At 67.6% G+C, this 22,978-nt stretch carries 22 protein-coding genes and 1 tRNA gene; 8 read left to right on the forward strand and 15 right to left on the reverse strand.

Annotation, left to right across the window (positions count from 1 at the left end; translation table 11 throughout):
• Positions 1–6 precede the first annotated feature (6 nt).
• The 5 genes from mdcE to mdcA are packed head-to-tail and all read right to left on the reverse strand — an operon-like array spanning position 7 to position 4,547.
• Entirely contained in the window at positions 7–825 is an 819-nt protein-coding gene (mdcE, locus tag AC07XB_RS28050; RefSeq protein ID WP_492830773.1) for a biotin-independent malonate decarboxylase subunit gamma, read from the reverse strand.
• Positions 822–1,673 carry a biotin-independent malonate decarboxylase subunit beta gene (locus tag AC07XB_RS28055; RefSeq protein WP_492830774.1) on the reverse strand — a complete coding sequence of 284 codons (852 nt, stop codon included), beginning with the start codon at positions 1,671–1,673 and terminating at the stop codon, positions 822–824. The genes mdcE and AC07XB_RS28055 overlap by 4 nt, the downstream gene beginning before the upstream one ends.
• Complete coding sequence (locus tag AC07XB_RS28060) at positions 1,670–1,984, reverse strand: malonate decarboxylase subunit delta (RefSeq protein WP_492830775.1); 315 nt, start codon at positions 1,982–1,984, stop codon at positions 1,670–1,672. The genes AC07XB_RS28055 and AC07XB_RS28060 overlap by 4 nt, the downstream gene beginning before the upstream one ends.
• Complete coding sequence (locus AC07XB_RS28065; protein ID WP_492373778.1) at positions 1,984–2,889, reverse strand: triphosphoribosyl-dephospho-CoA synthase; 906 nt, start codon at positions 2,887–2,889, stop codon at positions 1,984–1,986. Before AC07XB_RS28065 ends, AC07XB_RS28060 begins: the two co-directional genes overlap by 1 nt.
• Entirely contained in the window at positions 2,889–4,547 is a 1,659-nt protein-coding gene (gene mdcA, locus AC07XB_RS28070; RefSeq protein ID WP_183034496.1) for a malonate decarboxylase subunit alpha, read from the reverse strand. Before mdcA ends, AC07XB_RS28065 begins: the two co-directional genes overlap by 1 nt.
• A gap of 348 nt (positions 4,548–4,895) precedes the next feature.
• Here mdcA and madL point away from each other — a divergent pair, with 348 nt between their 5' ends.
• Positions 4,896–5,306, forward strand: coding sequence for a malonate transporter subunit MadL (madL, locus tag AC07XB_RS28075; RefSeq protein WP_174427787.1), 411 nt, complete (start codon positions 4,896–4,898; stop codon positions 5,304–5,306).
• 10 nt (positions 5,307–5,316) lie between these two features.
• Positions 5,317–6,093: a malonate transporter subunit MadM gene (gene madM / locus AC07XB_RS28080; RefSeq protein WP_220810837.1), complete on the forward strand. Its 777-nt coding sequence runs from the start codon at positions 5,317–5,319 to the stop codon at positions 6,091–6,093.
• Here the strand turns inward: madM and AC07XB_RS28085 are convergent.
• From AC07XB_RS28085 to AC07XB_RS28105, 5 genes are all read right to left on the reverse strand, one after another.
• Positions 6,090–7,010: a LysR family transcriptional regulator gene (locus tag AC07XB_RS28085; RefSeq protein ID WP_492373779.1), complete on the reverse strand. Its 921-nt coding sequence runs from the start codon at positions 7,008–7,010 to the stop codon at positions 6,090–6,092. The genes madM and AC07XB_RS28085 overlap by 4 nt on opposite strands.
• Positions 7,011–7,090: 80 nt before the next feature.
• The gene (locus AC07XB_RS28090) at positions 7,091–8,098 is read right to left on the reverse strand and encodes a Bug family tripartite tricarboxylate transporter substrate binding protein (RefSeq protein ID WP_492830776.1); all 1,008 of its coding nucleotides are present in this window, start codon (positions 8,096–8,098) and stop codon (positions 7,091–7,093) included.
• Positions 8,099–8,191: 93 nt separating this feature from the next.
• Entirely contained in the window at positions 8,192–8,956 is a 765-nt protein-coding gene (locus AC07XB_RS28095) for an SDR family NAD(P)-dependent oxidoreductase (protein ID WP_492373781.1), read from the reverse strand.
• A 38-nt stretch (positions 8,957–8,994) separates the two neighbouring features.
• Positions 8,995–10,173, reverse strand: a complete 1,179-nt coding sequence (locus tag AC07XB_RS28100) for a thiolase family protein (RefSeq protein WP_492814599.1) — start codon at positions 10,171–10,173, stop codon at positions 8,995–8,997.
• Between the two features lie 45 nt (positions 10,174–10,218).
• Positions 10,219–11,016 carry a crotonase/enoyl-CoA hydratase family protein gene (locus tag AC07XB_RS28105; protein WP_492814601.1) on the reverse strand — a complete coding sequence of 266 codons (798 nt, stop codon included), beginning with the start codon at positions 11,014–11,016 and terminating at the stop codon, positions 10,219–10,221.
• A 335-nt stretch (positions 11,017–11,351) separates the two neighbouring features.
• On the opposite strand from AC07XB_RS28105, the gene AC07XB_RS28110 reads away from it, so the two are divergent.
• The 6 genes from AC07XB_RS28110 to AC07XB_RS28135 all read left to right on the forward strand — a co-directional run bounded on the left by AC07XB_RS28110 (position 11,352) and on the right by AC07XB_RS28135 (position 17,471).
• Positions 11,352–11,813, forward strand: a complete 462-nt coding sequence (locus AC07XB_RS28110; protein ID WP_492373784.1) for a MarR family winged helix-turn-helix transcriptional regulator — start codon at positions 11,352–11,354, stop codon at positions 11,811–11,813.
• A gap of 4 nt (positions 11,814–11,817) precedes the next feature.
• A complete protein-coding gene (locus AC07XB_RS28115; protein ID WP_492830777.1) occupies positions 11,818–13,905 on the forward strand; it encodes an FUSC family protein in 2,088 nt (695 codons plus the stop codon).
• The gene (locus tag AC07XB_RS28120; protein ID WP_150991902.1) at positions 13,902–14,111 is read left to right on the forward strand and encodes a DUF1656 domain-containing protein; all 210 of its coding nucleotides are present in this window, start codon (positions 13,902–13,904) and stop codon (positions 14,109–14,111) included. Before AC07XB_RS28115 ends, AC07XB_RS28120 begins: the two co-directional genes overlap by 4 nt.
• Positions 14,108–15,076, forward strand: a complete 969-nt coding sequence (locus AC07XB_RS28125) for an efflux RND transporter periplasmic adaptor subunit (RefSeq protein ID WP_492373786.1) — start codon at positions 14,108–14,110, stop codon at positions 15,074–15,076. The genes AC07XB_RS28120 and AC07XB_RS28125 overlap by 4 nt, the downstream gene beginning before the upstream one ends.
• The gene (locus AC07XB_RS28130; RefSeq protein ID WP_492373787.1) at positions 15,073–16,536 is read left to right on the forward strand and encodes an efflux transporter outer membrane subunit; all 1,464 of its coding nucleotides are present in this window, start codon (positions 15,073–15,075) and stop codon (positions 16,534–16,536) included. The genes AC07XB_RS28125 and AC07XB_RS28130 overlap by 4 nt, the downstream gene beginning before the upstream one ends.
• Before the next feature lie 83 nt (positions 16,537–16,619).
• The gene (locus AC07XB_RS28135; protein ID WP_492373788.1) at positions 16,620–17,471 is read left to right on the forward strand and encodes a MetQ/NlpA family ABC transporter substrate-binding protein; all 852 of its coding nucleotides are present in this window, start codon (positions 16,620–16,622) and stop codon (positions 17,469–17,471) included.
• 118 nt (positions 17,472–17,589) lie between these two features.
• Here AC07XB_RS28135 and tolA read toward each other — a convergent pair whose 3' ends face one another.
• From tolA to AC07XB_RS28160, 5 genes are all read right to left on the reverse strand, one after another.
• Positions 17,590–18,336: a cell envelope integrity protein TolA gene (gene tolA, locus AC07XB_RS28140; RefSeq protein WP_492373789.1), complete on the reverse strand. Its 747-nt coding sequence runs from the start codon at positions 18,334–18,336 to the stop codon at positions 17,590–17,592.
• A gap of 473 nt (positions 18,337–18,809) precedes the next feature.
• A tRNA-Met gene (locus AC07XB_RS28145) sits at positions 18,810–18,886 on the reverse strand.
• Positions 18,887–19,090: 204 nt separating this feature from the next.
• Entirely contained in the window at positions 19,091–20,791 is a 1,701-nt protein-coding gene (locus AC07XB_RS28150; protein WP_492373790.1) for an MFS transporter, read from the reverse strand.
• A 263-nt stretch (positions 20,792–21,054) separates the two neighbouring features.
• Positions 21,055–21,372 (reverse strand): DUF4212 domain-containing protein, encoded by a 318-nt coding sequence (locus tag AC07XB_RS28155; protein WP_492830778.1) that lies wholly within the window; start codon positions 21,370–21,372, stop codon positions 21,055–21,057.
• A complete protein-coding gene (locus tag AC07XB_RS28160) occupies positions 21,369–22,925 on the reverse strand; it encodes a sensor histidine kinase (RefSeq protein ID WP_492830779.1) in 1,557 nt (518 codons plus the stop codon). The genes AC07XB_RS28155 and AC07XB_RS28160 overlap by 4 nt, the downstream gene beginning before the upstream one ends.
• Between the last annotated feature and the right edge of the window lie 53 nt (positions 22,926–22,978).

Consider the following 22,978-nt stretch of genomic DNA (forward strand, 5'->3'; position numbering starts at 1 on the left):
AATGGTTCAGTCCTGCCACTGCTGCGCGAGCACTTCGCGCACACGGCTGGAAGCCTGGCGGTTTTCTCCACCCAGGCGGCTGCGCAGATCCCGTTGCGGATCCGCCTGGATATCAGCCAGCGCGGCTTGCAGCGCGCCATGCACGGTATCGAGATCGGCCGCGTCGGGCTGCGCCGCGTGGTTGACGCCGACCCGCTTCCACAGCAGGCCCAGCGTGGCGTAGTTGCCAATGTCATACGCCATCGGCGGCACGGTGGCGGCAAAGCTCTCCAGGTCCTCCACGCTGCGCATGGTGATGCGCGCGGCGGCCTGCTTGCCCATGGCGTGTACCTGCACGCCGGCATCACTCAGCGCGATCAGGCGGTTGGCCTGGTATCCGTGCGCGAGGAAGGCGCCCGACATGGCGCGCCCGACCAGCAGCGCGATCACCGGATGGCCCTGCAGCCGCGCCGTGGCGTAGGCATCGGCCGCGCCCGCCAGCGACTGATGAATGCCGAAGGCTTCCTCGCGCCGGCCATAGGCCTGGCTGGGCGTATCGACGATGGCCACGATGGGCCGCTTGATGGCGGCGTCGCGGTCGGCCAGCACGATCTCGTGCACGGCGCGCGCCAGCGACCAGCCTTCGAGCAGGCCGACCTCGCCGTCGCGCACACGCGGGAAGGTGTTGCCGGCGTCGGGCACCACGGCGATAAAGCGCGCCGGCTGGCCGGCCAGTTCGGCGTCGGCCACCTGCACGGTGGCGGGATAGCCGGGGAGGCGCGGGGCGTTGCGCGTCAGCGCCGCGAGCCAGGCCTCGCCGCGGCCCTGCGTGTTGGCTGAACTCATGGCTTTGCTCCGTGTGCGTAGATGGTGCGGACGGTTTGCGGCTCCGGCTGGCACGCCGGATCGTATTCGGCCAGGCGTTGCAGGTAATGCGCGTAGCGCTCGCTGCGGTGCACGGCCGGCACGCCTTGCGCCAGGGCCTCGCGCACCGTGGCGCGGATGGCTTCGGTGTCGTCCTCCACGTAGCGATCCGCCAGGCCCGTGGCAATGCGTTGCTCGCCGCCGGTAAAGCTCCAGATAAAGGGCCGGTCACGCGAATCGTATTCGGCCACGCCCGCTTCTTGCTCGATCACTGCCGGCCCGTTCAGGCCGAGGCGAGCCTCGCGCGTCACCACCAGGCAGCTGCACAGGCCGGCCGCGATGGACATGCCGCCGAAGCAGCCCACTGTCCCGGCGATCACGCCAACCACCGGCTGGTAGCGGCGCAGGTCGACGATGCCCGCGTGGATGTCGGCGATGGCCGCCAGTCCCAGGTTGGCCTCCTGCAGCCGCACGCCGCCGGTCTCGAACAGGATCACCGCGCGCGTGGGCACGCCGCGCCGGTTGTCCTGCGCCGCCAGCTCCAGCGCGCCGGCGATCTTGGCGCCGCCCACTTCGCCCAGGCTGCCGCCCTGGAATGCGCCTTCGATGGCGAGGACCACCGCAGGATGGCCGTCGATGCGGCCCTTGGCCACCACCACGCCGTCATCCGCCTGCGGCACCACGCCCTGGCGTTCCAGCCACGGCGAGACCAGCCGGTCGAAGGGGCCGGCGAGTTCGCGCAAGGTGCCGGGATCGAGCAGCGCATGCACGCGGGCGCGCGCGCCGAGTTCGACAAAGCTCTCGCGGTTCAGCAGCGATGCGCGGCTCATGCTTGCTCCTTGCCATCGCCGCCGAGCGCCTCGAACGCTTCCGCCAGCCGCATGCCCACCACGCCCGGCGTGGCGCCGAAATCATGGATGCGGATGCGCATGGCGGCGCGCGGCTCGGTGCTGAACACGCGCGAGAGCTGCGCGTCCCAGACCTTGCCGTAGCCGTCCACCGAGGTGGTGACGTGAACCAGCGTGGTACCGGCCGTGCCGGGCTCGACCATGACTTCGAGATCGCCGGAGCCGACCACGCCGACCAGCACGCGCTGGCTTGCCGGCGCGCCGGCGGGATATTCGAACTGGAGCTGTTCCATTATTTGTCTCCTTGCACGGGGGCTTTGGCCGGCCGCGCTGCGGGTGGCAGCCGGTCCAGGAAGAAAGTGGCGGCGAGCAGGTCCGCTGCGCCGCCGGGAGAGGCGTTGCAGGCGAGCATGCCGCCTTCGAGCCGGCGCAGCAGGCGGCGTCCGGCCAGCGTGCCGATGCCGCCGGCTGCCAGCACCTGGCCCGCGCCGTCCTGCATTAGCGCCAGGCCTTCGCGGCCGGCGCGGGCCAGCACGCAGGTATCGTCGAGCCGCTGCATGATCGCCAGCAGCGCGTTGACGCGCGCGCTGGGCTCGGCGTCGCCGCGCGCCCGGCTGCGAATCAGCTCTGGCAGGCCAGCGCGCAGCACATGCGGGAAGCCCGCCTGCGCCTGGCCGCGCGCGCCGGCGACGCCGTAGTTGATGCAGGCCCGTTCGCCCTTGTTGCCCGTGCGCGCGGGACGGTGCCGGTCGGGCAAGCGTGCGATGGCGCCGGCGGTGCGGGCTATGCCATGCGCGCCATGTCCATGCCGGTGCAAGCCCGCCGCGCCAACCAGCAGTCCCAGGCTCCAGATCGCGCCGCGATGCGTGTTGATGCCGCCGGTGGCGCGCATCATCGCGGCCTCCGCTTCGCGGCCCAGCGCGCCGAGCCGCTCGCGCAACGCCACGCTGGGCTGCGCCGCGCGCATGCCCGCCGCCGCCATCTCGGCAAAGGCGGGATGCAGCGCGCGCGCCGAGACGCGCATCAGGTCCAGGTTGAGGTCGGCGTGGGCGCCATTGCCGCGGCCATCCACCAGCCCCGGCTTGGGCGACAGCGCGGCCTCGTCGATCAGGGCATTGACGGCGAGATCGGCCAGCGCGATGGCGGCGGGGTTGAAGGCATCGTCACGGTGCCCGGCAGGTAACGCGAGGCTTGCCATCACCAGCTCCGGAAGCGTGCCGGCGGCTCATACAGCCCGCCGGACCAGTCGACCAGGTCGGCCATGCTCTTGGCCGCCAGCAGCGAGCGCGTAGCCTGGCTGCGCTGCACGCCGAGGTCTTCGGGCAGCGCGATCAGGCCATCGCTGCGCATGCGGCGCGTGGTGCTGGTGTCGTGGCGCAGGCCGATCGGCGTCACCCCGGCCACGGCCGCCAGCATGGCGCGGCGCTCCTCCAGCGAGCGTGCCTTGTAGAGATAGGCGATGCCTTCCTCGGTCAGCACGTGCGTGACGTCGTCGCCGTAGATCATCACCGGCGCCAGCGGCATGCCGCTGTCCTTGGCCACCTGCACCGCATCGAGCGATTCGACAAAGGTCGGCTTGCCGCCAGCCTGGAAGGTCTCCACCATCTGCACCACCAGCTTGCGGCCGCGCGCGAGCGGGTCGTCGGTTTCGATCAGGTCGAGCCACGCCGGCGTGGGATGACGCCGCCCGCCCGGGTTGTGGCCCATGTTGGGCGCGCCGCCAAAGCCGGACAAGCGCCCGCGCGTGACCGTGGAGGAGTGGCCGTCGCCGTCGATCTGCAGCGTGGAGCCGATGAACAGGTCCACCGCGTACTGGCCGGCAAGCTGGCAGAAGGCGCGGTTGGAGCGCATCGATCCATCCGCGCCGGTGAAGAACACATCCGGGCGCGCGGCCACATAGTTCTCCATGCCGAGTTCGCTGCCAAAGCTGTGCACGCTCTCCACCCAGCCCGACTCGATGGCGGGAATCAGCGTGGGGTGGGGGTTGAGCGTCCAGTACTTGCAGATCTTGCCTTTGAGGCCGAGCGACTCGCCATAGGTCGGCAGGATCAGCTCGATGGCAGCGGTGTTAAAGCCGATGCCATGGTTGAGCGACTGCACCTGGTGGCGCTCGTACACGCCGCGGATCGCCATCATGGCCATCAGCACATGCACCGGCTTGATCAGGCGCGGGTCGCGCGTGAACAGTGGCTCGCAGAAGAAGGGCTTGTCGGCCTGCACCACGTAGTCGATCCAGGAGCCAGGGATATCCACGCGCGGCAGCCCGGCGGGGTCGTCCACGATCTCGTTGACCTGGGCCACCACGATGCCGTCGCGGAACGTGGCGGCCTCCACCAGCGCGGGCGTGTCCTCGGTGCTGGCGCCGGTGTAGAGGTTGCCGTCGCGGTCCGCCTTGTAGCCGGCGATCAGCACGATGTTGGGCGTCAGGTCCACATAGAGCCGCGCGTACAGCTCGATGTAGGTGTGGATGGCGCCGACCTCCAGCTGGCCGTCTTCCAGGAACTGCGAGATGCGCAGGCTCTGTGCGCCGGCATAGGCAAAGTCCAGTTTCCTGGCGATGCCGCGCTCGAACAGGTCGAGATGTTCCACCCGGCTCACGCTCGGGATGATCATGTGCAAGCCGTGCACCTTGGCCGGATCCACCTCGGCCAGCGAGCGCGACAGGAAGTCGGCCTGCTTCTGGTTGTTGCCCTCCAGCACCACGCGGTCGCCCGGCGCGGTGATGGCTTCGAGGAATGGGACGATGTCGGCGGTGGGCACGACCCGGCCGCTGGCAAAGGCGGCGCCGCGTGCCATGCGGCGGCGCTTTTCGCTGCGGCGGGTGTCCCACTGTCGGTCCGTGGCTGGGTTCGGCATCGCGTCTCCGGTGTGCTTGATGCAAGGAATGGCACCAAGATACGCAGCGCGTGCGGCGCAAGCAATGACGCCCGGCGCGGCATCGTTACTCTAGGTGTAAGTGTTGGCGGCCCGACATGCAAGGCGTCTGGTCGCTGCCCCGGGCGCACAGTACGCCGCCGAGAACGCCACGCAAGGGGCGGCCCGGCCACTAGTGCGCCGGATGTCGGCATCCCGCCATTAATCCCACGCTAACGATTCTCCCGCCGGGTTGATTGATGCGGCGCGATGGCTGGCCTAGATTGCATCCATCAAACCTAGAACCAGCCCGCGCGCAACCCTGCCGACGGGCCAACAGGAGACAGCACCATGATCATCTACGGAACCGCCTTGCTGGCGCTCTGCCACCTAATCGGCTTGTTCCTTGGCGAACTGCTAGGCATTGCGATCGGCGTCAAGGCCAATGTAGGCGGCGTCGGCATCGCCATGCTGCTGCTGATCTCGATACGGCTCTTCCTGCACGGGCGCGGCCTCCTGCCCAAGGAGACCGAGGCCGGCGTTGGCTTCTGGGGCGCGATGTACATCCCGGTGGTGGTGGCGATGGCGGCGCAGCAGAACGTGGTTGCCGCGTTGCGCGGCGGGCCGGTAGCCCTGATCGCGGCAGTCGGCGCGGTGCTGGTCTCGGCCTGCTGCATCGCCGTGCTCAGCCGCACCGGCGACCACGCGCCATTGCCGCCGCTGCCCTCGCCGGAAGCCACCCCCAGCCACGCATCGCGCTAAGGACGCCGCCATGCCGCATTCCATTTCGCACATTATCGAGAACATCCTGCTGCAGAACGCCCTGGTCACCGCGTTTGCCGCGGTTGGCATCATCATGTGGCTGTCGTCAAGGCTCTCGCGCTGGCTGACCTTCGGGCGCGTCCACGGCTCCGCCATCGCCATCGTGATCGGGCTGCTGCTGGCCTACTACGGCGGCATCGTCACCGGCAAGGAAAAAGGCCTGGCCGATCTCTCGCTGTTCTCCGGCATCGGCCTGATGGGCGGCGCCATGCTGCGCGATTTCGCCATCGTCGCCACCGCCTTCGAGGTGCAGGTGACCGAGGCACGCAAGGCCGGGCTGGTCGGCGCGGTGTCGCTGTTGCTCGGCACCATCCTGCCGTTTATCGTGGGTGCTGCGGTGGCGCGCGCCTTCGGCTACAGCGATGCGGTCAGCATGACCACCATCGGCGCCGGGGCGGTGACGTACATCGTGGGGCCGGTGACCGGCGCCGCGCTGGGCGCCAGCTCCGACGTGATCGCGCTGAGCATCGCCACCGGGCTGATCAAGGCCATCATCGTGATGGTGGGCACGCCCATGGCGGCAGGCTTCCTCGGTCTGAACAACCCGCGCGCCGCGATGGTGTTCGGCGGCCTGGCGGGCACCGTCAGCGGGGTATCGGCGGGACTGGCGGCGACGGACCGCAGGCTGGTGCCTTACGGTGCGCTGGTGGCGACGTTCCACACCGGGCTGGGGTGCCTGCTGGGGCCGTCGTTGTTGTTTCTGGCGACCAAGGCGATCGTTGGCTAGGCCGGCTGCGGCACCCGCATCGCCAGCCGGCAAACCGCCGCCAGCGCCAGCAAGTTCGGATCCCGCTCGCGCCGCCGCAAGAAACTCAGCCCGATGGTCTGGCGCAGCCGGTACTGCGAGGACAGTGGAACCAACGTCACCTTGTGCGCAAACACGTCGCGCACGCGGCCGGGCAGCAGCGCGTAGCCTACGCCGCCGCTGACCAGGTTCATCAGCGAGAAGATGTCACCGACCTTCATCACCACATTGGGTGTGAAGTCGGCGATGCGAAAGGCGTCCATGAAGCCCTGGTAGGTGATGAAGCCTTCGCTGAGCGTGACGAAGGGCTCGTCCCGGCATTGCCGCAGGTCGATGGAGGCTTGCCGCGCATAAGGCGAATCCGCCGGCGCGGCGAAGTAGATTTCGTCCTCGAACAGCGCAATGGATTCGATCTCGGGGTCCGGCTCGGGCATGGCCATCAGCGCAGCGTCGATGGCGCCTTGCTTGAGCTTGAAGAGCAGGTCGGCGTTGGAGCCGAGCACCAGTTCGGCCTGTAGTTCGGGCCGCCTGACCTTGATGCCGATCACCACGTCGGGCACCGTGCGGATGGTCAGCGAATAGAGCGAGCCGATCTTCATGTGATCGGCTGAATACCCGGCGGCCTGGCGCGTGGCGCGGATGCCGTCGGCCATGGCCTTGAGGACATCGGTGGCCACATCCGCCAGCACGTGCGCGGCTTCGGTCGGCAGCAGGTTGCGCCCTTCGTGGCGGAACAACGCGCAGCGCATGCCTTCTTCCAGCGAGTGCAGCGCGCGGTGCACGCTGACCGTGCTCACATCCAGCGCCTCGGCGGCCTTGGCGAGGTTGCCGGTCTCCATGTAGGCGAGCAGGACTTCGAGCTTGCGCAAGGTGATTTCTTCGTTGATCCGGTTTCGCATGGGAGGCGGGGCGTGCGTGCGGTGGCGGTGACCGGAGCATGATAACCAGATTCGATGCCGGATGGTTCGGGGGGCGCTCCTCAGTCCAGGTTCAGGTTCGACGCGCGGATGGTTTCCCCCCAACGTTTCTGCTCGCTGCCGACGAACCTGGCGAAACTCGCCTGCGGCTGTCCGCCGGCCAGTCCCCCCATCTCCTTGAACCTGGCCGCTACCTCGGTGTCGCGCATGACGCTCGCCAGGCTGGCCTGGAGCTTGGCGACCACGGCCGGCGGCGTGCGTGCCGCGGCGAATATGCCGAGCCAGCCCATCACCACGAAATCGTTCACGCCTGCCTGTGCCATGGTCGGCACGTCCGGCAGGCTGGGCAGGCGCTCGGCGCTGGTGACCGCCAGCGCGCGCAGCTTGCCCGCGCGGATGTGCGGCAGCGCCTGCGTCAGGTTGTCGAACATGAAGGTGGTTTCCCCGGACAGCAGCGCGGTGGTGGCTGGTGTCGAGCCACGGTAGGGCACGTGGATGACCTCGGTCGCGGACCGCATGCGGAACAGCTCGGCGGTGAGATGGGTGGTCTGCCCGATGCCGGCGGAACCATAAGAGAGCTGGCCGGGCTTTTTCTTCAGTTCCGCGCTCAGGTCGGCCACGGTCTTGATGGGCGATTGCGCGTTGACCACCAGCACGTTGGGAAACGAGATCATGTCGGTGATCGGCACGAAGTCCTGGGGCCGGTAGTTCAGGTGCTTGTAGGCGCTGTAGTTGATGGCATGGGAGCCAGTGTTGCCGACCAGCAAGGTGTAGCCATCGTCCGGCGCGCGCAGCAGGGCCTGCGTGCCGATGATGCCGCCGCTGCCGGGGCGGTTGTCGACGATGACCGGCTGGCCCAGCATGGCGCTGAGCTTTTGCGCCACCAGCCGGGTCGGGAGGTCGGTGGTGCCACCCGGCGCGCCGGGCACGATGATCGTGATAGGGCGTTCAGGCCATGCCGGCTCGGCCAGGGACGTGCCGGCGGCGGGCAGCATCGCGGCCGCGCACAAGGTAAGCGCGGCCGCGCGCAGCGGGGTGGCGCAAAGCCTGCCGAACAGCGTGATAGGCATGGGGTGTCTCCTCCGGTATGCATGGTCGCCCTCGTGCGGGCGTGGCGGCGCGTCCGCTTCCCGGCCCGCACCGCCATTGCGACGACTGCGCCTTTAGCGCGGCGCCATGCGGATCGCGCCGTCGAGCCGGATGGTCTCCCCGTTGAGCATGGCGTTCTCCAGGATGTGCAGCGCCGTCGAGGCGAATTCATCCGGCATGCCGAGCCTCGCCGGATGCGGCACCGAGGCGCCCAGCGAGGCGCGCACATTTTCCGGCAGGCGCGCCAGCAGCGGCGTATCGAACAGCCCGGGAGCAATGGTGCACACGCGGATCATGCGCTGCGCCAGGTCGCGCGCCGCCACCAGCGTCATGCCGACGATGCCGGCCTTGGCGGACGCATAGGGGATCTGCCCGATCTGCCCTTCATAGGCTGCCACCGACGCCGTCAGCACGCACGCGCCGCGCTCGCCGTCGACCAGCTCGTTGCGGGCCATGCGCGCGGCGGCCAGGCGCAGCGTGTTGAAGGTGCCGACGAGATTGATGCGCACGATCGATTCGTATTTTTCCAGCGAGCCGGGCTGGCCGTCCTTCTCCACCAGGCGCACCGGGCCGCCCACGCCAGCACAATGGATCAGCGCGCGCATGGTGCCGAGCGTGTCGGCCGCGTCGAACACGCGGGTCATCTGTGCGGTGTCGCAGACATCAGCCTGGACAAAGCGGGCGAGCGCGCCGAGCTCCTCTACGGCGGCCGCACCGTTGTCTTCGGACAGGTCGGCGATCACCACGGCGACGCCGCGTTCGGTGAGGCGGCGGGCGCAGGCGAGGCCCAGCCCGGAGGCGCCCCCGGTGACGACGGCGGACATGTTGGCAAGCTTCATCTGGTATCTCCTCGTTCTGGATATGGGTGCGTGCCGGCTCAGAGCCGTTCGATGATGGTGGCGTTGGCCATGCCGCCGGCTTCGCACATCGATTGCAGGCCGTAGCGCTCGCCGCTGTCTTCCAGCGCGTGCAGCATGGTGGTCATCAGCCGCGCGCCCGAAGCGCCCAGCGGGTGGCCGAGCGCGATCGCGCCGCCACGCGGGTTCAGGCGTGCCGGGTCGGCGCCCAGCGCGTGCTGCCACGCGAGCGGCACGCAGGCAAAGGCCTCGTTGATCTCGTAGTGTGCAATCGCATCGAGCGCAAGGCCGCCTTTGTCCAGCGCGCGCTGGCTCGACGGGATCGGCGCGGTCAGCATGGTCAGGGGGCTGTCGCCGCAGGCATCGAAGGCGACGAAGCGCGCGCGGGCGTTCAGGCCCAGGCGGGAGGCGGCGCGCTCGCTCATCAGCAAGATGGCGGCGGCGCCGTCGCTGATCTGCGAGGCGTTGCCGGCGGTCACATGCCAGCCGATCTGCGGGAAGCGCTGGCCGAGCGTCTCGTCGCGAAAGGACGGCGCCAGCGTGGCCAGGCGCTCGGCGGTGGTGGCGGGGCGGATGGTTTCATCGTGCGCGATGAGGCCCGCGGCGGTACGGATTGGCAGGATCTCGCGGCGGAAGGCGCCGGCCTCGCGCGCCTGGTGCGCGCGCTGGTGCGATTGCGCGGCGTACTGATCGAGATCATCGCGTGACAGTTCCCACTGCGCCGTGACCAGCTCCGCCGCGACCCCTTGCGACACCAGCCCGGGCGCATAGCGCGCCTCGAACGACGGGCCGTACGGATTCTGCCCAATGCGCCCCGAGCCCATTGGCACGCGGCTCATGGATTCGATGCCGCAGGCAACCACGATGTCGTAGGCGCCCGCCATGATGCCTTGCGCGGCAAAGTGCACGGCCTGCTGGCTGGAGCCGCATTTACGGTCGATGGTGGTGGAGGGCACATGCTCTGGGAATCCCGCCGCCAGCCAGGCCACGCGGCCGGGCGTGGCGGATTGCTCGCCCACCTGGCTCACGCATCCGGTGATGACGTCTTCCACCAGTCCGGGGTCCAGCTTGTTGCGCGCGACCAGCCCTGCTAGCACCTGCGCCAGCAGCTCCGTGGGATGGAGTTCAGTGAAGGCCGAGCCGGGCTTGGCGCGGCCCATGGGCGAACGGATGGCGTCGACGATGACGGCTTGCTGCATGGCGGGTCTCCGATGTTTCTTGACGGAAATGGGAACGACGATGGATCAACTGCCGGTGAACTCGGGCTTGCGCTTTTCCAGAAAGGCCGACACCGCCTCACGGTGATCCGAGGTCTGGTGCGACAGCGCCTGGAAGCCGGCCGACAATTCCAGCAGCGTGTCCAGCCGGGTATGCAATGCCTCGCGCAGCAGGCGCTTGGCCAGCCGCACCGCATGCGGCGGATTGGCGGCAATGCGTTCGGCCAGTTCATTGGCCGTGGGCAGCAGCTGATCCGGCGGCACCACGCGCGAGACGAGGTTCCACTCCAGCGCCTGGCGCGCATCGATGACCTGTCCGGTGAAGGTCAGCTCGGCGGCGCGCGCAAGGCCGATCACGCGCGGCAGCAGCCAGGCGCCGCCATCGCCCGGAATGATCCCCAGCTTGACGAAGCTCTCGGCAAACTGCGCCTGCTCGGACGCAATGCGCATGTCGCACATGCAGGCCAGGTCCAGGCCCGCACCCATGGCCGCGCCGTTGACGGCGGCGATCACCGGTACCTCCAGGTTGAACAGCGCCAGCGGCAGGCGCTGGATGCCCAGGCGATAGTCCTGGCGAATCTCCATGCCGGGCACCTGGCCCGAAGCCTGGCGTTCCATATCGCGGATATTGCCACCTGAGGAAAACGCGGTGCCGGCGCCGGTGATGATCACCGCGCGCACGCTGGTGTCGCGGTGGATGCGGTCGATGGCCTCCAGGAAGTCGGCCACAGCGGTGTTGCCGGTGAGGGGGTTACGCCGCTCCGGCTCGTTCATGGTCAGGGTCACGATGTGGCCCTGCTGCTCGTAACGCAGGAAGCTTGTCATGCTGGTCTCCGGTCGTTGTTGTCGTCGTCGTCGTCGTCGTCGCCTTGGCTCGGGACGGCCGGCGCAGCGCGGCGCCGCCGACAATCGCTTGCCCAAAAGGCTAAGGGACCGTGCCCTCGGGTGTCCAATATTCATTTCGGCGATGCCGATATCCCGCGTATATCAGTGCCGGTGCCGTTTGGCAGCGGCGCGAGCCTGGATGCGCAAGGCAGGTTCAACTGGCGATGCGATTTCCATGTGCTTCCCGCATCGCCCCGCATCGGCTTGTATCAACGGAGATTGCTTTGTAGTGTGATAATTTGCATCCTAACTATATGGCTGCTATCATTCCGTCCATGCCTTCCATCGACGCCCTCCGTTTTGCCTTTACCGGCCAGCTGATGCTGGCCGGGCGCCAATGGCGCCACATTTCGCAGGGCGCCGTCACCGCCTACGGGATTTCCGCGGCGGCGGCGGGGCCCCTGCTGTTTATCCGCCGCCTTGGCGGCGGCGTGCGCCAGGTCACCCTGGCCGACTATGTCGGGCTGGAAGGCGCATCGCTGGTCCGTCTGGTTGACCAGCTCTCCGCCGCCGGCCTGGTGCGCCGGGAAGTGGATGCGAACGATCGCCGGGCCAATGCGCTCTGGCTCACCGACGCTGGCGAGGCGCTCGCCGAAAAAATCGAGGTCGAGCTCAAGCATCTCCGCGCCAGCGTCTTCGCTGGCATCAGCGAGCAGGACTTCGAGGGCGCCATGCGCGTGCTCAACGCGCTCGCCCAAGCCGCCGAGTCCGCGCCCACCACTGCTTTCGGGTCGTAAGAACATGGTCAGCTGGCCCACCGGACGGGACTGGATCTTCTCCCTCAAAGCCTTTGCAGCGGCCATGCTGGCGTTGTTCATCGCGCTGTACCTGGGCCTGCCGCGCCCGTACTGGGCCATGGCCTCCGTGTATATCGTGGCGCATCCGCTCACCGGCGCGACGCGCTCCAAGGCGCTGTATCGCGTGCTTGGCACGCTGCTTGGCGCGGCCGCATCCGTCGCCATCGTGCCGCCGCTGGTCAATGCGCCAGTGCTGCTGATGGCCGCGGTGGCGTTATGGACCGGCATCCTGCTCTACGTCGCGCTGCTGCACCGCACGCCGCGCAGCTATGTGTTCATGCTGGCGGCCTATACGCTGCCGATGGTGGCCTTGCCCTCGGTGAGCGATCCCTCGGGCGTGTTCGACATCGCCGTGGCGCGGGCCGAGGAAATCTGCCTGGGCATCGTGTGCGCGAGCATTGTCGGCTCGACCATTTTCCCCGCCAAGGTTGCCACGGTGCTCGGCCAGAAATCCGCCCAGTGGCTGGCGGACGCCGCGCTGTGGGCCACCGATATGCTTTCGGCGCATCCGGCCGCGAAGGTGTCGCGCCATCACAGCCGCCATCGCCTGGCCGCCGACATCCTCGCGCTCGACCAGTTGATCAGCCATCTCTCCTACGACGCCGAAAGCGCCGCGCGCGTGAAACACGCGCAGGAGTTGCGTGGCCGCATGACCATGCTGCTGCCCGTGCTGTCGTCGCTGGCTTCCGTGGTTGACGCCTTGCACCAGCACGCCGCAGGCATTCCGCAACGGCTGTCGCACAACATGGCGCTGGTGTCGGCATGGATCAGCGCGGGCGCGCAGGCGCCGCTGCCGGTGTTGCAGCTATCCCAGGACGCGCCGATCGACGACGCCGGCCTGGAGCCAGGCAGTGCCGGGCCAGACTGGCACGCGGCGCTGGCCGCCACGGCCGAGGGCCGTCTGCGCGAGCTGATGGAGTTGTGGCAGGACTGCGTGTCGCTGCAGCGCCGTATCGGCGAGGCCGCACCTCAGGGCGACTGGGCGCCGGTGTTCCAGCGCTGGGGCGTGGGCGCCGCGCGCCATTACGATCACGGCATGCTGCTGTTCTCCACCGCCACGACCGCGCTGGCGATCTTCAGCATGGGCATGGTGTGGATCTGGACGGGCTGGGCGGATGGCGCGGGCGCGGTCGCGCTGGGCGCGGTGTCGTGCTGCTTCTTTGCCGCGATGGACGAGCCGGCGCCCATGATCCGCTCGTTCTTCCGCTGGAACGTGGTCTGCCTGGTGCTCGCCACCATCTACTTGTTCGTGGTCCTGCCGAACGCGCACGATTTCGAGATGCTGGTGCTGATGTTCGCGGTGCCCTACCTGATCATCGGCGTGATGATGGCGCAGCCCCGGCTCGCGCTGATCGCCATGCCGCTGGCCGTGATCACGGCCAACGATATCGGCATCCAGGGCGCCTACAACGCCGACTTCAACGCCTTCTTCAACGGCAACGTGGCCGGCATCGCGGGCATTCTGTTCGCGCTGGTGTGGACCCTGGTGGCCCGCCCCTTCGGCACCAGGGCCGCGGTACGCAGGCTGGTGCGCGCCAGCTGGGGCGATATCGCCCGCAATGCCACCGGGCGCGAGCCGGGCGAGCACGCGCATCTGCGTGCCCGCATGCTGGACCGCCTGGCGCAACTGGTGCCGCGGCTGGCGGCCAGCGAGGATGAAACCACCGGCGACGGCTTTACCGAAGTGCGCGTGGAGCTCAGCACGCTGGCGCTGCAGCGTGAACTGCCCGCGCTGGCGCCGGAGCACCAGCACTCGGTACGGCGCGTGCTGCAGGGCGTTGCCAGCTACTACCAGGCACGCCTGGATGCCCGTGCCGACACGCCGCCGCAAGTGCTGCGCGACCGGCTGGCCAAGGCGATCCGCAAGGTTGCCTCGCGCGCCGACCAGGCTTCGCGCGAGGCCTTTGCCGCGCTGGTGGAAATGCACGTCGCGCTGTTTTCGGCGGCACCCGTGGCAATGAGCGCGGCTGGTGCCTTGCCCGCGGGCCAGGCGGCAGACCCAATGAGCAAGCAAGCGAGCAACAAGCAATGAGTGGTGAAGTCGACGTCTATGGTGTGTTTGTCCCGAGCCTGCTGGCGTGGATGCTGGTGGCGTTCCTGATCACCGCTTGCGCGCGTGCCGTGCTGGCGCGTGTGGGTTTTTATCGGCTGGTCTGGCACCGGTCCCTGTTCAATCTGGCGTTATATGTGATCGTCCTGGGTGGCATCGTCTACCTGGCCTATCGGCTGCAGTCATGAAACTGAATCTTCGTACGCTTGGACCCATCGTCCTTACCCTTGTCGTCACCGCGGTCGCGGTCGTCGTCGTCAAGCACCTGTGGGACTACTACACGGTGGCGCCATGGACCCGCGACGGCCATATCCGCGCAGACGTGGTGCAGATCGCGCCGGACGTGTCCGGGCTGGTGACCAAGGTCCTCGTCAAGGACAACCAGCGCGTGCAGCGCGGACAGCCGTTGTTCGAGATCGACCGCGACCGCTTCGCGCTGGCCTTGCAGCAGGCGCAGGCCACGGCGGCGGCGCAAAGCGCCATGCTCGCGCAGGCGCGCCGTGAAGCCCGCCGCAGCCAGACCCTGTCCGAGGTTGTCTCCAAGGAAGTGGTGGAAGAAGGCCTGGCCAAGGTCCAGCAAGGCGAAGCGGCGCTGGCGCAGGCGCAGGCCGCGGTCAACCTCGCCAAGCTCAACCTGGAACGCACCAGCGTGCTCAGCCCGGTCGACGGCTACCTGAACGACCGGCTGCCGCGCCTGGGCGACTACGTCAACACCGGCCGCCCGGTGCTGTCGATGGTGGATGCGAATTCCTTTCACGTGGAAGGCTACTTCGAAGAAACCAAGCTGCACGGCATCCATATCGGCAATCCGGTGGACATCCGCATCATGGGCGAAGCCCGCGTGCTGCATGGCCACGTGCAGAGCATTGCCGCCGGCATCGAGGATCGCGACCGCACCAACGGCTCTAACCTGCTGCCGAATGTGAACCCGACGTTCAACTGGGTCCGCCTCGCGCAACGCATCCCGGTGCGCATCGCGCTGGACGAGCCGCCCGCCGACTTGCGCATGGTCGCAGGCCGTACCGCTACCGTGTCGGTGCGCGAGCCCTCGGCCCGGGACAAGGCGCAGGCCGGGCCGGAAGGCCAGAAGGATCAGAAGGACAAGCTCGCGCTGGCCGCCAAGGGAGCCGCCAGCCAGGGAGGCGCGCAGTGAACACGTTGCGCAAAGCCCTGCTGCCGGCACTGGTGCCGCTGCTGTTTGCCGCCTGCACCACGGTCGGGCCCGACTACCATGTGCCGGACAACGCCGCCGTGAAGGCGCAAGCGGCCAACGGCCCGCTGCTCGGCACGAACAACCCCGCCGTATCGATTGCCGAGGTGCCCGATGGCTGGTGGCGCCTGTATGACGATCCGAAGCTCGACCAGCTGGTGCAGCAGGCGCTTGTTGCCAATACCGATTTGCGCGTGGCCGCGGCCAACCTGAAGCGCGCCATCGCGGTCTACCACGAGGTGGAGGCAGAGAACCTGCCGGGAGCCGGGCTCTCCGCCAGCGCGGAACGCGGGCAGATCGCCGGCGAGCCGCTGCTCAAGGAAGAGAAGATTCCGGTGATGAACTTTGGCGATGTCGGCTTCAAGGTTTCCTACCTGATCGACTTCTTCGGCAAGCTGGCGCGCGCGGATGAAGCGGCGCTGGCCGGCGCGCAGGCCAGCCAGGCGGCACTCGACCAGGCCCGTGTCGGCGTGGTGGCCGAAACCGTGCGCGCCTACGTGCAGGGCTGCGCCGCCACGCATGAACTGACCGTGGCCGAGCATCAGCTGGAGTTGCAGCGCCGCGGCGTCGAGCTGGCCCGCAAGCTGGTCGATGCCGGGCGCGGGCAGCCGGTGGACCTGCTGCGCTCACAGGCGCAGGCCGACGTGCTGCGCGCGGCCTTGCCGCGCTTCAAGGCCGAGCAAGAGGGCGCGGCGTACCGCTTGGCGGTGATGCTGGGCAAGCCGCCCAGCGCCACATCGCAGGCGGAGTACGCCTGCCACGAAGAACCCAGGCTGCGCCAGGCGCTGCCCGTGGGCGACGGCGCCGCGCTGCTCAAGCGCCGGCCCGACGTGCGCCAGGCCGAGCGCGAACTCGCCTCGGCCACGGCCAAGATCGGCGTTGCCACGGCGGATCTGTACCCGTCCATCCGCATCGGCGCCTCCGCCGGCTTCACCGGCATCCTTGACCACCTTGGCCAGGCACCGACCGCGCACTGGGGCTATGGCCCGCTGATCACCTGGAACATCCCGACCAGCGGCACGCGTGCCCGCATCCACGGCACCGAAGCCGGCGCCGAAGCGGCGCTCGCCCACTTCGACGGCGTGGTGCTCAAGGCGCTGCGCGAAACGCAGTCGGCGCTGAGCAGCTACACGCGGGAGCTGGAGCGCACCCAGGCGCTGCGCGATGCCCGCGACAAGGCCAGTGAAGTCGCGCGGCAGAACCGCCAGCTCTACCAGGCCGGGCGCTCGCCGTACCTGTCGAGCCTGGATGCCGACCGCACGCTGGCCAGCACCGAAGCGTCACTGGCGGCGTCGGAAAGCCAGGTCGCGCTGGACCAGATCAATCTCTTCCTTGCGCTGGGCGGCGGATGGCAAAATGCGCCCAAGGTCGAGTCGCGCACGATGAGCGAGCAGGCGCACTGAACGTGCATCGTGCGCGCGCTGGGCTGTCATCATGGTTAAAGCCATGCAAGCTGGCTTGCATGGCGGAAAGGAACACAAGCAGCATGTCCAACTTTTCTGGTTTTTCTGGTTTCTCTTCTGGTTTCTCTTATCCCTCCCTGCGGCAAGCGCTGTCCGTCGCGGTAGCCACGCTCGGCATCGTGGCATCGGGCGCTGCGATGGCGCAGGAGCAGACCCTGCGCGTCGGCACCGTCAGCGGCCCTGACGCGCAAGTCTGGCAGGTAGTGCAGAAGGTCGCCAAGCGCGAAGGACTCAACATCAAGGTCGTCGAGTTCAACGACTATGTGCAGCCCAACGCCGCGCTCGACGCCGGCGACCTCGACGCCAACAGCTTCCAGCATCAGCCTTACCTGGACAGCCAGGTGAAGCAGCGCGGCTACAAGATGGTCAGCGCGGGCTACACGTATATCTCTCCGCTGGGCATCTACTCGCAGAAGCTGAAGTCGCCCAAGGACCTGCCGCAAGGTGCCAAGGTCGCCGTGCCCAACGATCCCTCCAACGAGAACCGCGCGCTGCTCCTGCTGGCCGCGCAAGGCGTGATCAAGCTCAAGAGCGGCGTTGGTACCAACGGCGTCAACGCCACGCCGCTGGACGTGAGCGACAACCCGAAAAAGCTGAAGCTCGTCGAGCTCGACGCCGCGCAACTGGCGCGCTCGCTGCCCGACGTGGCCGCAGCGGTGATCAACACCAACTACGCGCTCGCCGCCGGCCTGCAGCCCACCCGCAACGCCATCGCGCTGGAAGACATCCACAGCCCGTACGCCAACATCATCGCCGTGCGCACGCAGGACAAGGACAAGCCGTGGGTGAAGAAGCTGGTCGCCGCTTACCAGTCGGAAGAGGTACGGCAGTTCATGAAGAACGAGTTCAAGGGTGCAATGGTGCCGTCATTCTGATCGGGCAGGTGGCCGAGGACATGGAGTTGTCCCGGTAGCCGTCCCGGTTGCGCAGACCTGACACTCAAGCCCTTTCGGATCGCAAGGTCCGAAGGGGCTTTTTGTTTGTGGCCGGCCGCTATTCCCGTGGCATGAACGTGATGTTGACGCCGGGGGGCGCCACGCCGTTCTCGTCGCGCGGCAGCGGGTCGGATCGCTCCACCGCGCGCAGCACGGCGTTGTCCCAGCCGGCATTGCCGCTGGACTTGGTGAGCCGCACCGACAGCAGCGAGCCATCCGGCGCCATGCGCACCGCGACCACCGCGGCCGGGTTGCCGGCGATCTCTTCGGTAAAGATGATGTTCGGCTTCACGCGGCGCCGCACGCGGTCCGCGTAGCCGGGCGAGGCGTTGCCGCCAGCACCGGCACCGGTGCCCGCGCGGCTGCCTACGCCACCTGTGGTGGGAGCGCTGTTGGCCATGGCCTGCAGGCGCGCTAGTTCGCTCTGGCGCTGCTGCTTCAAGGCCGCCTGGCGCTCCGCCTCTCGCGCCTTGCGCTCGCGCTGGTCGGCCTGCCTGGCCTCCTCGGCCGCGGCCGCCTGCTTGCGCTTCTGAGCCTGCAAGGCGATGTCGGCGTTGTCGTCTGGCTCCGGCTTCAACACGGGCTGCGGTTCCACGGGCGTCGGCTGGACCACCGGCTGGGGCTGCGCAATCTCGGGCACGGTGTCCCATAGCTCCGCCTCCACGCCGGCCGGCGTGCGGCTCTGCCAATGCACCCCGTAGTAAAGCATCAAGCCCAGCAGCAGATGCATGAACAGAGCCAACAGGAAACACTTCAGCGTTCCTCGCTCCTGCACCTGTTGATACGGATGGGCGATGGTCATCATGACGCGCGGCAGGCCACGGACGGGCGATGCATAGTCAGTGCTGTGTCACTCTGGAATCACTCTCACATCCCTGTGAAAGGAGACGGTGCAATGCTTTGTGCGCGACCCCGCGCATGGCATCCACTGCATGCAGCTTAGGTCGGCATCGTTGCGGTAGGCAAGCGGGATTCTCTGCGGCGGGATGCGCCGAGGGTGGAGCGTAGATCCGGCGAGGGTAGCGAAAGCGCATGTACCAGGCCAGCCCATGATGATCCACCAGATCGCAGGAGAGCGATCATGGCCAAGGGGGCCGTTTTCACGATGAGGCTCGGGCCTGAATGGCGTGCAGCGGCCCCCGGTGTTTGCTGATTGCCTGCGATCGGGAGCGATGGAAATCGATCGCGAGAAAACAGAAGCCCCAAAAGCAAAACCCCTCCCGATCTTGCGATCGGGAGGGGTTTTTGTTGTAGCCCGTTTCCAGGCTTCAACGAATATGGTGGCGAATCAGGGACTCGAACCCCGGACCTGCGGATTATGATTCCGTCGCTCTAACCAACTGAGCTAATTCGCCGAACAAGACCGAGATTATACATGGCATTTTGAGGCTGTCAACACCACTTCTTCAAAAAGTTTTGAGGGCGTCGAATAGCACGGCATGCACCCTGCAGCCTGCAAAAAAAACGGCGGACCTTGCGGCCCGCCGGTGGAGCGACTGACTACCGGATCAGTCGTGCATGAGACTGGTGCCCTGGACGACGGGCCGGCTCACGCGCTTTCAGTCGTTGGCGTAGATATCCACGTCCTTGGTTTCGCGGATGAACAGCGAGCCGAGGACCAGGGTGACGCCCGCGATGATGATCGGGTACCAGAGGCCGTAGTAGATGTTGCCGTTCTGCGCCACCAGCGCGAAGGAGATGGTGGGCAGCAGGCCGCCGAACCAGCCATTGCCGATGTGATACGGCAGCGACATGGACGTGTAGCGGATCCGGGTCGGGAACATCTCCACCAGCATGGCCGCGATCGGGCCGTACACCATGGTCACGTAGATCACCAGGATGACGAGGACCACCAGCACCATGATGGTGTTCATCTGCGCGGGGTCCGCCTTGGTCGGGTAGCCGGCCGAGGCCATCGACTCGCCCACTTGCTTCTTGAACGCAGCGATCTGCTTCTTGCTCGCATCGTCGAAGCTGTGGCCAGCCGGTACCAGCGAGGCGTTGAAGGAAGCGATCTCCTTGTCGCCGATCTTCACCGAGGCCACGGTGCCGGCCGGAGCTTCCACCACTTCATAGCTGGCCGAAGCTTGTGCCAGGGTCCGCTTGACGATGTCGCAGGAGCTGCGGAAATCGATTTCGCGGGCGATCGGGCTGCCCTGGAAGGAGCATTGCTTCGGATCCGCGGTCACCACGATCTGGGCACTTTGCTGCGCGCGCTCCAGGGCCGGGTTGGCGTAGTGGGTCAGGGCCTTGAACAGCGGGAAGTAGGTCAGCATCGCCAGCGCGCAGCCGGCCATGATGATCCACTTGCGCCCGACCTTGTCCGACAGCGAGCCAAAGAAGATGAAGAAGGGCGTGCCGATCACCAGGGCGCCCGCGATCAGCAGGTTGGCGGTGGTGGCGTCGACCTTGAGCACCTGGGTCAGGAAGAACAGCGAGTAGAACTGGCCGGTGTACCAGACCACGGCCTGGCCGGCGGTCAGGCCTATCAGCGCCAGGATCACGATCTTCAGGTTGCGCCATTGGCCGAACGCTTCGGTCAGCGGGGCCTTGGAGGTCTTGCCTTCGGCCTTCATCTTCTGGAAGGCGGGCGATTCGCTCATCGACAGGCGGATGTAGACCGACACGCCGAGCAGCAGGATCGAGACCAGGAACGGAATGCGCCAGCCCCAGACTTCAAAGTTGGCGCCCGTCATGTTGCGGCACACCAGGATCACGATCAGCGACAGGAACAGGCCGAGCGTGGCGGTGGTCTGGATCCAAGCGGTATAGGCACCGCGCTTGCCGTGCGGCGCGTGCTCGGCCACGTAGGTGGCGGCACCGCCGTACTCGCCGCCGAGCGCCAGGCCCTGCAGCATGCGCAGCCCGATCAGGATGATCGGGGCGGCCCAGCCGATGGTGGCAAATCCCGGCAGCAGGCCCACGATGAAGGTCGAGGCCCCCATGATCAGGATGGTCACCAGGAAGGTGTACTTGCGCCCGATCATGTCGCCCAGGCGGCCGAACACCAGCGCGCCGAACGGCCGCACGATGAAGCCGGCGGCAAATGCCAGCAGGGCGAAAATGAAGGCGGCGGTTGGATCGAGGCCGGAGAAGAACTGCTTGGCGATGATGGCCGCCAGCGAACCGTAAAGATAAAAGTCGTACCACTCGAACACCGTCCCGAGCGAGGAGGCAAAGATCACCTTCCTCTCTTCGGGCGTCATCGCCGAGCCCTGCGCTGTGCCTCCGGGCATTGCCACGTTCTGTGCGTTAGCCATTGTCTCCTCCGTTTGTGATCGGAACTTTCAGGTTGGCGGCCGGCGCGCACGCGTTCTCTGGCGGGCGCGCGACAACCTCCTAAGTTGCAATGGATTGTGGGAGGCGAAACTTACTGCGTTCTGACAATTTCGGCCGAATTCGCCACTAAACGCTCGGGGTATACGCTAGGCAAAAAGCTGGCTTGGTGGTGCTGCGCTGCGGTGCGAAGGGTCTCTGAAGGGCTTGCGAAAATCAGCTTCGAGCGGCAGGGCCGGGCTTCTTGCTATGCAGCATCGTCATGTTGGCGGGCAGGCACGGGCAGCCCGCCGGTGTCATCGCTCTCATCGCGGTTCATGCGCCAGGCATAGATTGCCGCCATCAGGACGTAGACGATCAGCGCACCCTGCGCACCAACCCAGAACGAGAAGGGCCAGCCGAAGAAATTGAAGCGCAGCTCGCGGGCATACCAGGCGACCACGAAGGTGACGACGAACCAGATCGACAGCAACGCGGCAATCCAGCGCAGGTTGCGATGCCACGCGCGGCGCTCGGACTGATCGGCCTGGTCGCGCCCGCCGCGCGCGTGGTCGGGGTTGGTCATGCAGGCTCCAGGGGGGATGGCCGGCGCAGCGTGATGCGAAAGCACGCGCCGGCCAGGCGCGGCTCCGTCTGGTAGACGTGGTCGAGGATGCTGACATCGCCGCCATGCTGCTGCACGATCTCGCGCACGATGGCCAGGCCCAGGCCGCTGCCCTGGGTCTTGGTGCCGAGCACGCGGTAGAACCGTTCCATCACGCGCTCGCGTTCGGCCACCGGGATGCCGGGGCCAGTGTCTTCCACTTCGAGGTACGCGAAGGGCTCGAACGCATCCGCGCTGACGCGCACGGTAGCGCGGCCATCGGCCGGCGTGTAGCGGATGGCGTTGTCGATCAGGTTGTTGAGCATCTCGGTAAGCATCAGGCGATTGCCTTGCACCATCACCGGGTGGTCGTCGGCATCCACACCGAGGTCGATGCGGCGCGCCCACGCCTGCGGCAGCCAGTCCTTGACCACCTCGCGCGCGAGCGCGGCCAGGTCCAGCGGCGCCATGCTGCCGGCGCCGGCCAGGTTCTCCATGCGCGCCAGCGACAGCAACTGCGTCACCAGGTGGGCCGCGCGCTCCGAGCTGCCGGCGATCTGCGCCAGCGACTTGCGCAGCTCCTCGGGCGATTGCTCGCGCTGCGCCAGTTCCGCCTGCATGCGCAGCCCGGCCAGCGGCGTCTTCATCTGGTGGGCGGCATCGGCGATAAAGCGCTTCTGCGTCTGCACGGAAACGTCGAGCCGCGCCAGCAGGTCGTTGAACGAGGCCACCAGCGGCGTGATTTCCTGCGGCGCGGCGCGCTCGTCGATGGGGCTGGTGTCGCCGGGGTTGCGTGCGCGGATGCGCTGCTGGATCGAAGTCAGCGGGGCCAGCCCGCGCGTGAGGCCGAACCACACCAGCACCACCGCCAGCGGCAGGATCACGAACTGCGGCAGGATCACGCCCTTGATGATTTCATTGGCCAGCCGCGCGCGCTTGTCGAGCGTCTCGCCAACCTGCACCAGCACCGGCTGCGCGTCGCCCGCCTGCTTCAGGTCGACGTAGGTGTAGGCCACGCGCACGTCGTTGCCCGCGATGCGGTCGTCGCGCAGCGAGACCAGCCCGGCGTGGCCGCGATCGTCCTCGCCGGGCAGCGGCATGTCGTTGTCCCCGGCGACGAACTCGCCGTGCGTGCCCACCACCTGGTAGTAGATGTTGTCGGTTTCATCGGCGCGCAGGATTTCGCGCGCGGACAGTGGCAACTGCAGCGTGACGCGCCCGTTGACCTCGCGCACCTGCTGCGACAGCACGATGGCGCTGGCCTCCAGCGAGCGGTCGAAGGGCCCGTTGGCAATGGACTTTGCCACCAGGTAGGTCACGGCAATGCTCATCGGCCACAGCAGCAGCAGCGGTGCCAGCATCCAGTCCAGGATTTCACCGAACAGCGAACGCGGCGACGGATGGCCCGCGCTGTCTTCAAGGTGCGGCAGGGCGTCGGCCAGCGTTTCGTCGCTGACGATCTGATCGGGCGGGGAGGGCGTGCGCGCGGGCCGTGCGGCCCGCGCGCGCCGCCGGGGCAGTCGCAGCAGGCTCATGGGGAGGAGGTGGTCGGGCAGGTCTTGGCGGTGTCGCCGGCATGCCGTCAAAG

This window comes from Cupriavidus sp. GW821-FHT02F09 (genome assembly GCF_059421605.1).

What these genes read in the sequence shown, in the direction of transcription:
- AC07XB_RS28090 (WP_492830776.1), bottom strand. Translation starts at nt 8,098, where the DNA reads ATGCCTATCACGCTGTTCGGCAGGCTTTGCGCCACCCCGCTGCGCGCG.
- AC07XB_RS28065 (WP_492373778.1), bottom strand. Translation starts at nt 2,889, where the DNA reads ATGGCAAGCCTCGCGTTACCTGCCGGGCACCGTGACGATGCCTTCAAC.
- madM (WP_220810837.1), top strand. Translation starts at nt 5,317, where the DNA reads ATGCCGCATTCCATTTCGCACATTATCGAGAACATCCTGCTGCAGAAC.
- tolA (WP_492373789.1), bottom strand. Translation starts at nt 18,336, where the DNA reads ATGATGACCATCGCCCATCCGTATCAACAGGTGCAGGAGCGAGGAACG.
- AC07XB_RS28110 (WP_492373784.1), top strand. Translation starts at nt 11,352, where the DNA reads ATGCCTTCCATCGACGCCCTCCGTTTTGCCTTTACCGGCCAGCTGATG.
- AC07XB_RS28125 (WP_492373786.1), top strand. Translation starts at nt 14,108, where the DNA reads ATGAAACTGAATCTTCGTACGCTTGGACCCATCGTCCTTACCCTTGTC.
- AC07XB_RS28095 (WP_492373781.1), bottom strand. Translation starts at nt 8,956, where the DNA reads ATGAAGCTTGCCAACATGTCCGCCGTCGTCACCGGGGGCGCCTCCGGG.
- mdcA (WP_183034496.1), bottom strand. Translation starts at nt 4,547, where the DNA reads ATGCCGAACCCAGCCACGGACCGACAGTGGGACACCCGCCGCAGCGAA.
- AC07XB_RS28120 (WP_150991902.1), top strand. Translation starts at nt 13,902, where the DNA reads ATGAGTGGTGAAGTCGACGTCTATGGTGTGTTTGTCCCGAGCCTGCTG.
- AC07XB_RS28135 (WP_492373788.1), top strand. Translation starts at nt 16,620, where the DNA reads ATGTCCAACTTTTCTGGTTTTTCTGGTTTCTCTTCTGGTTTCTCTTAT.
- mdcE (WP_492830773.1), bottom strand. Translation starts at nt 825, where the DNA reads ATGAGTTCAGCCAACACGCAGGGCCGCGGCGAGGCCTGGCTCGCGGCG.
- AC07XB_RS28150 (WP_492373790.1), bottom strand. Translation starts at nt 20,791, where the DNA reads ATGGCTAACGCACAGAACGTGGCAATGCCCGGAGGCACAGCGCAGGGC.
- madL (WP_174427787.1), top strand. Translation starts at nt 4,896, where the DNA reads ATGATCATCTACGGAACCGCCTTGCTGGCGCTCTGCCACCTAATCGGC.
- AC07XB_RS28060 (WP_492830775.1), bottom strand. Translation starts at nt 1,984, where the DNA reads ATGGAACAGCTCCAGTTCGAATATCCCGCCGGCGCGCCGGCAAGCCAG.
- AC07XB_RS28115 (WP_492830777.1), top strand. Translation starts at nt 11,818, where the DNA reads ATGGTCAGCTGGCCCACCGGACGGGACTGGATCTTCTCCCTCAAAGCC.
- AC07XB_RS28100 (WP_492814599.1), bottom strand. Translation starts at nt 10,173, where the DNA reads ATGCAGCAAGCCGTCATCGTCGACGCCATCCGTTCGCCCATGGGCCGC.
- AC07XB_RS28055 (WP_492830774.1), bottom strand. Translation starts at nt 1,673, where the DNA reads ATGAGCCGCGCATCGCTGCTGAACCGCGAGAGCTTTGTCGAACTCGGC.
- AC07XB_RS28085 (WP_492373779.1), bottom strand. Translation starts at nt 7,010, where the DNA reads ATGCGAAACCGGATCAACGAAGAAATCACCTTGCGCAAGCTCGAAGTC.
- AC07XB_RS28105 (WP_492814601.1), bottom strand. Translation starts at nt 11,016, where the DNA reads ATGACAAGCTTCCTGCGTTACGAGCAGCAGGGCCACATCGTGACCCTG.
- AC07XB_RS28160 (WP_492830779.1), bottom strand. Translation starts at nt 22,925, where the DNA reads ATGAGCCTGCTGCGACTGCCCCGGCGGCGCGCGCGGGCCGCACGGCCC.
- AC07XB_RS28155 (WP_492830778.1), bottom strand. Translation starts at nt 21,372, where the DNA reads ATGACCAACCCCGACCACGCGCGCGGCGGGCGCGACCAGGCCGATCAG.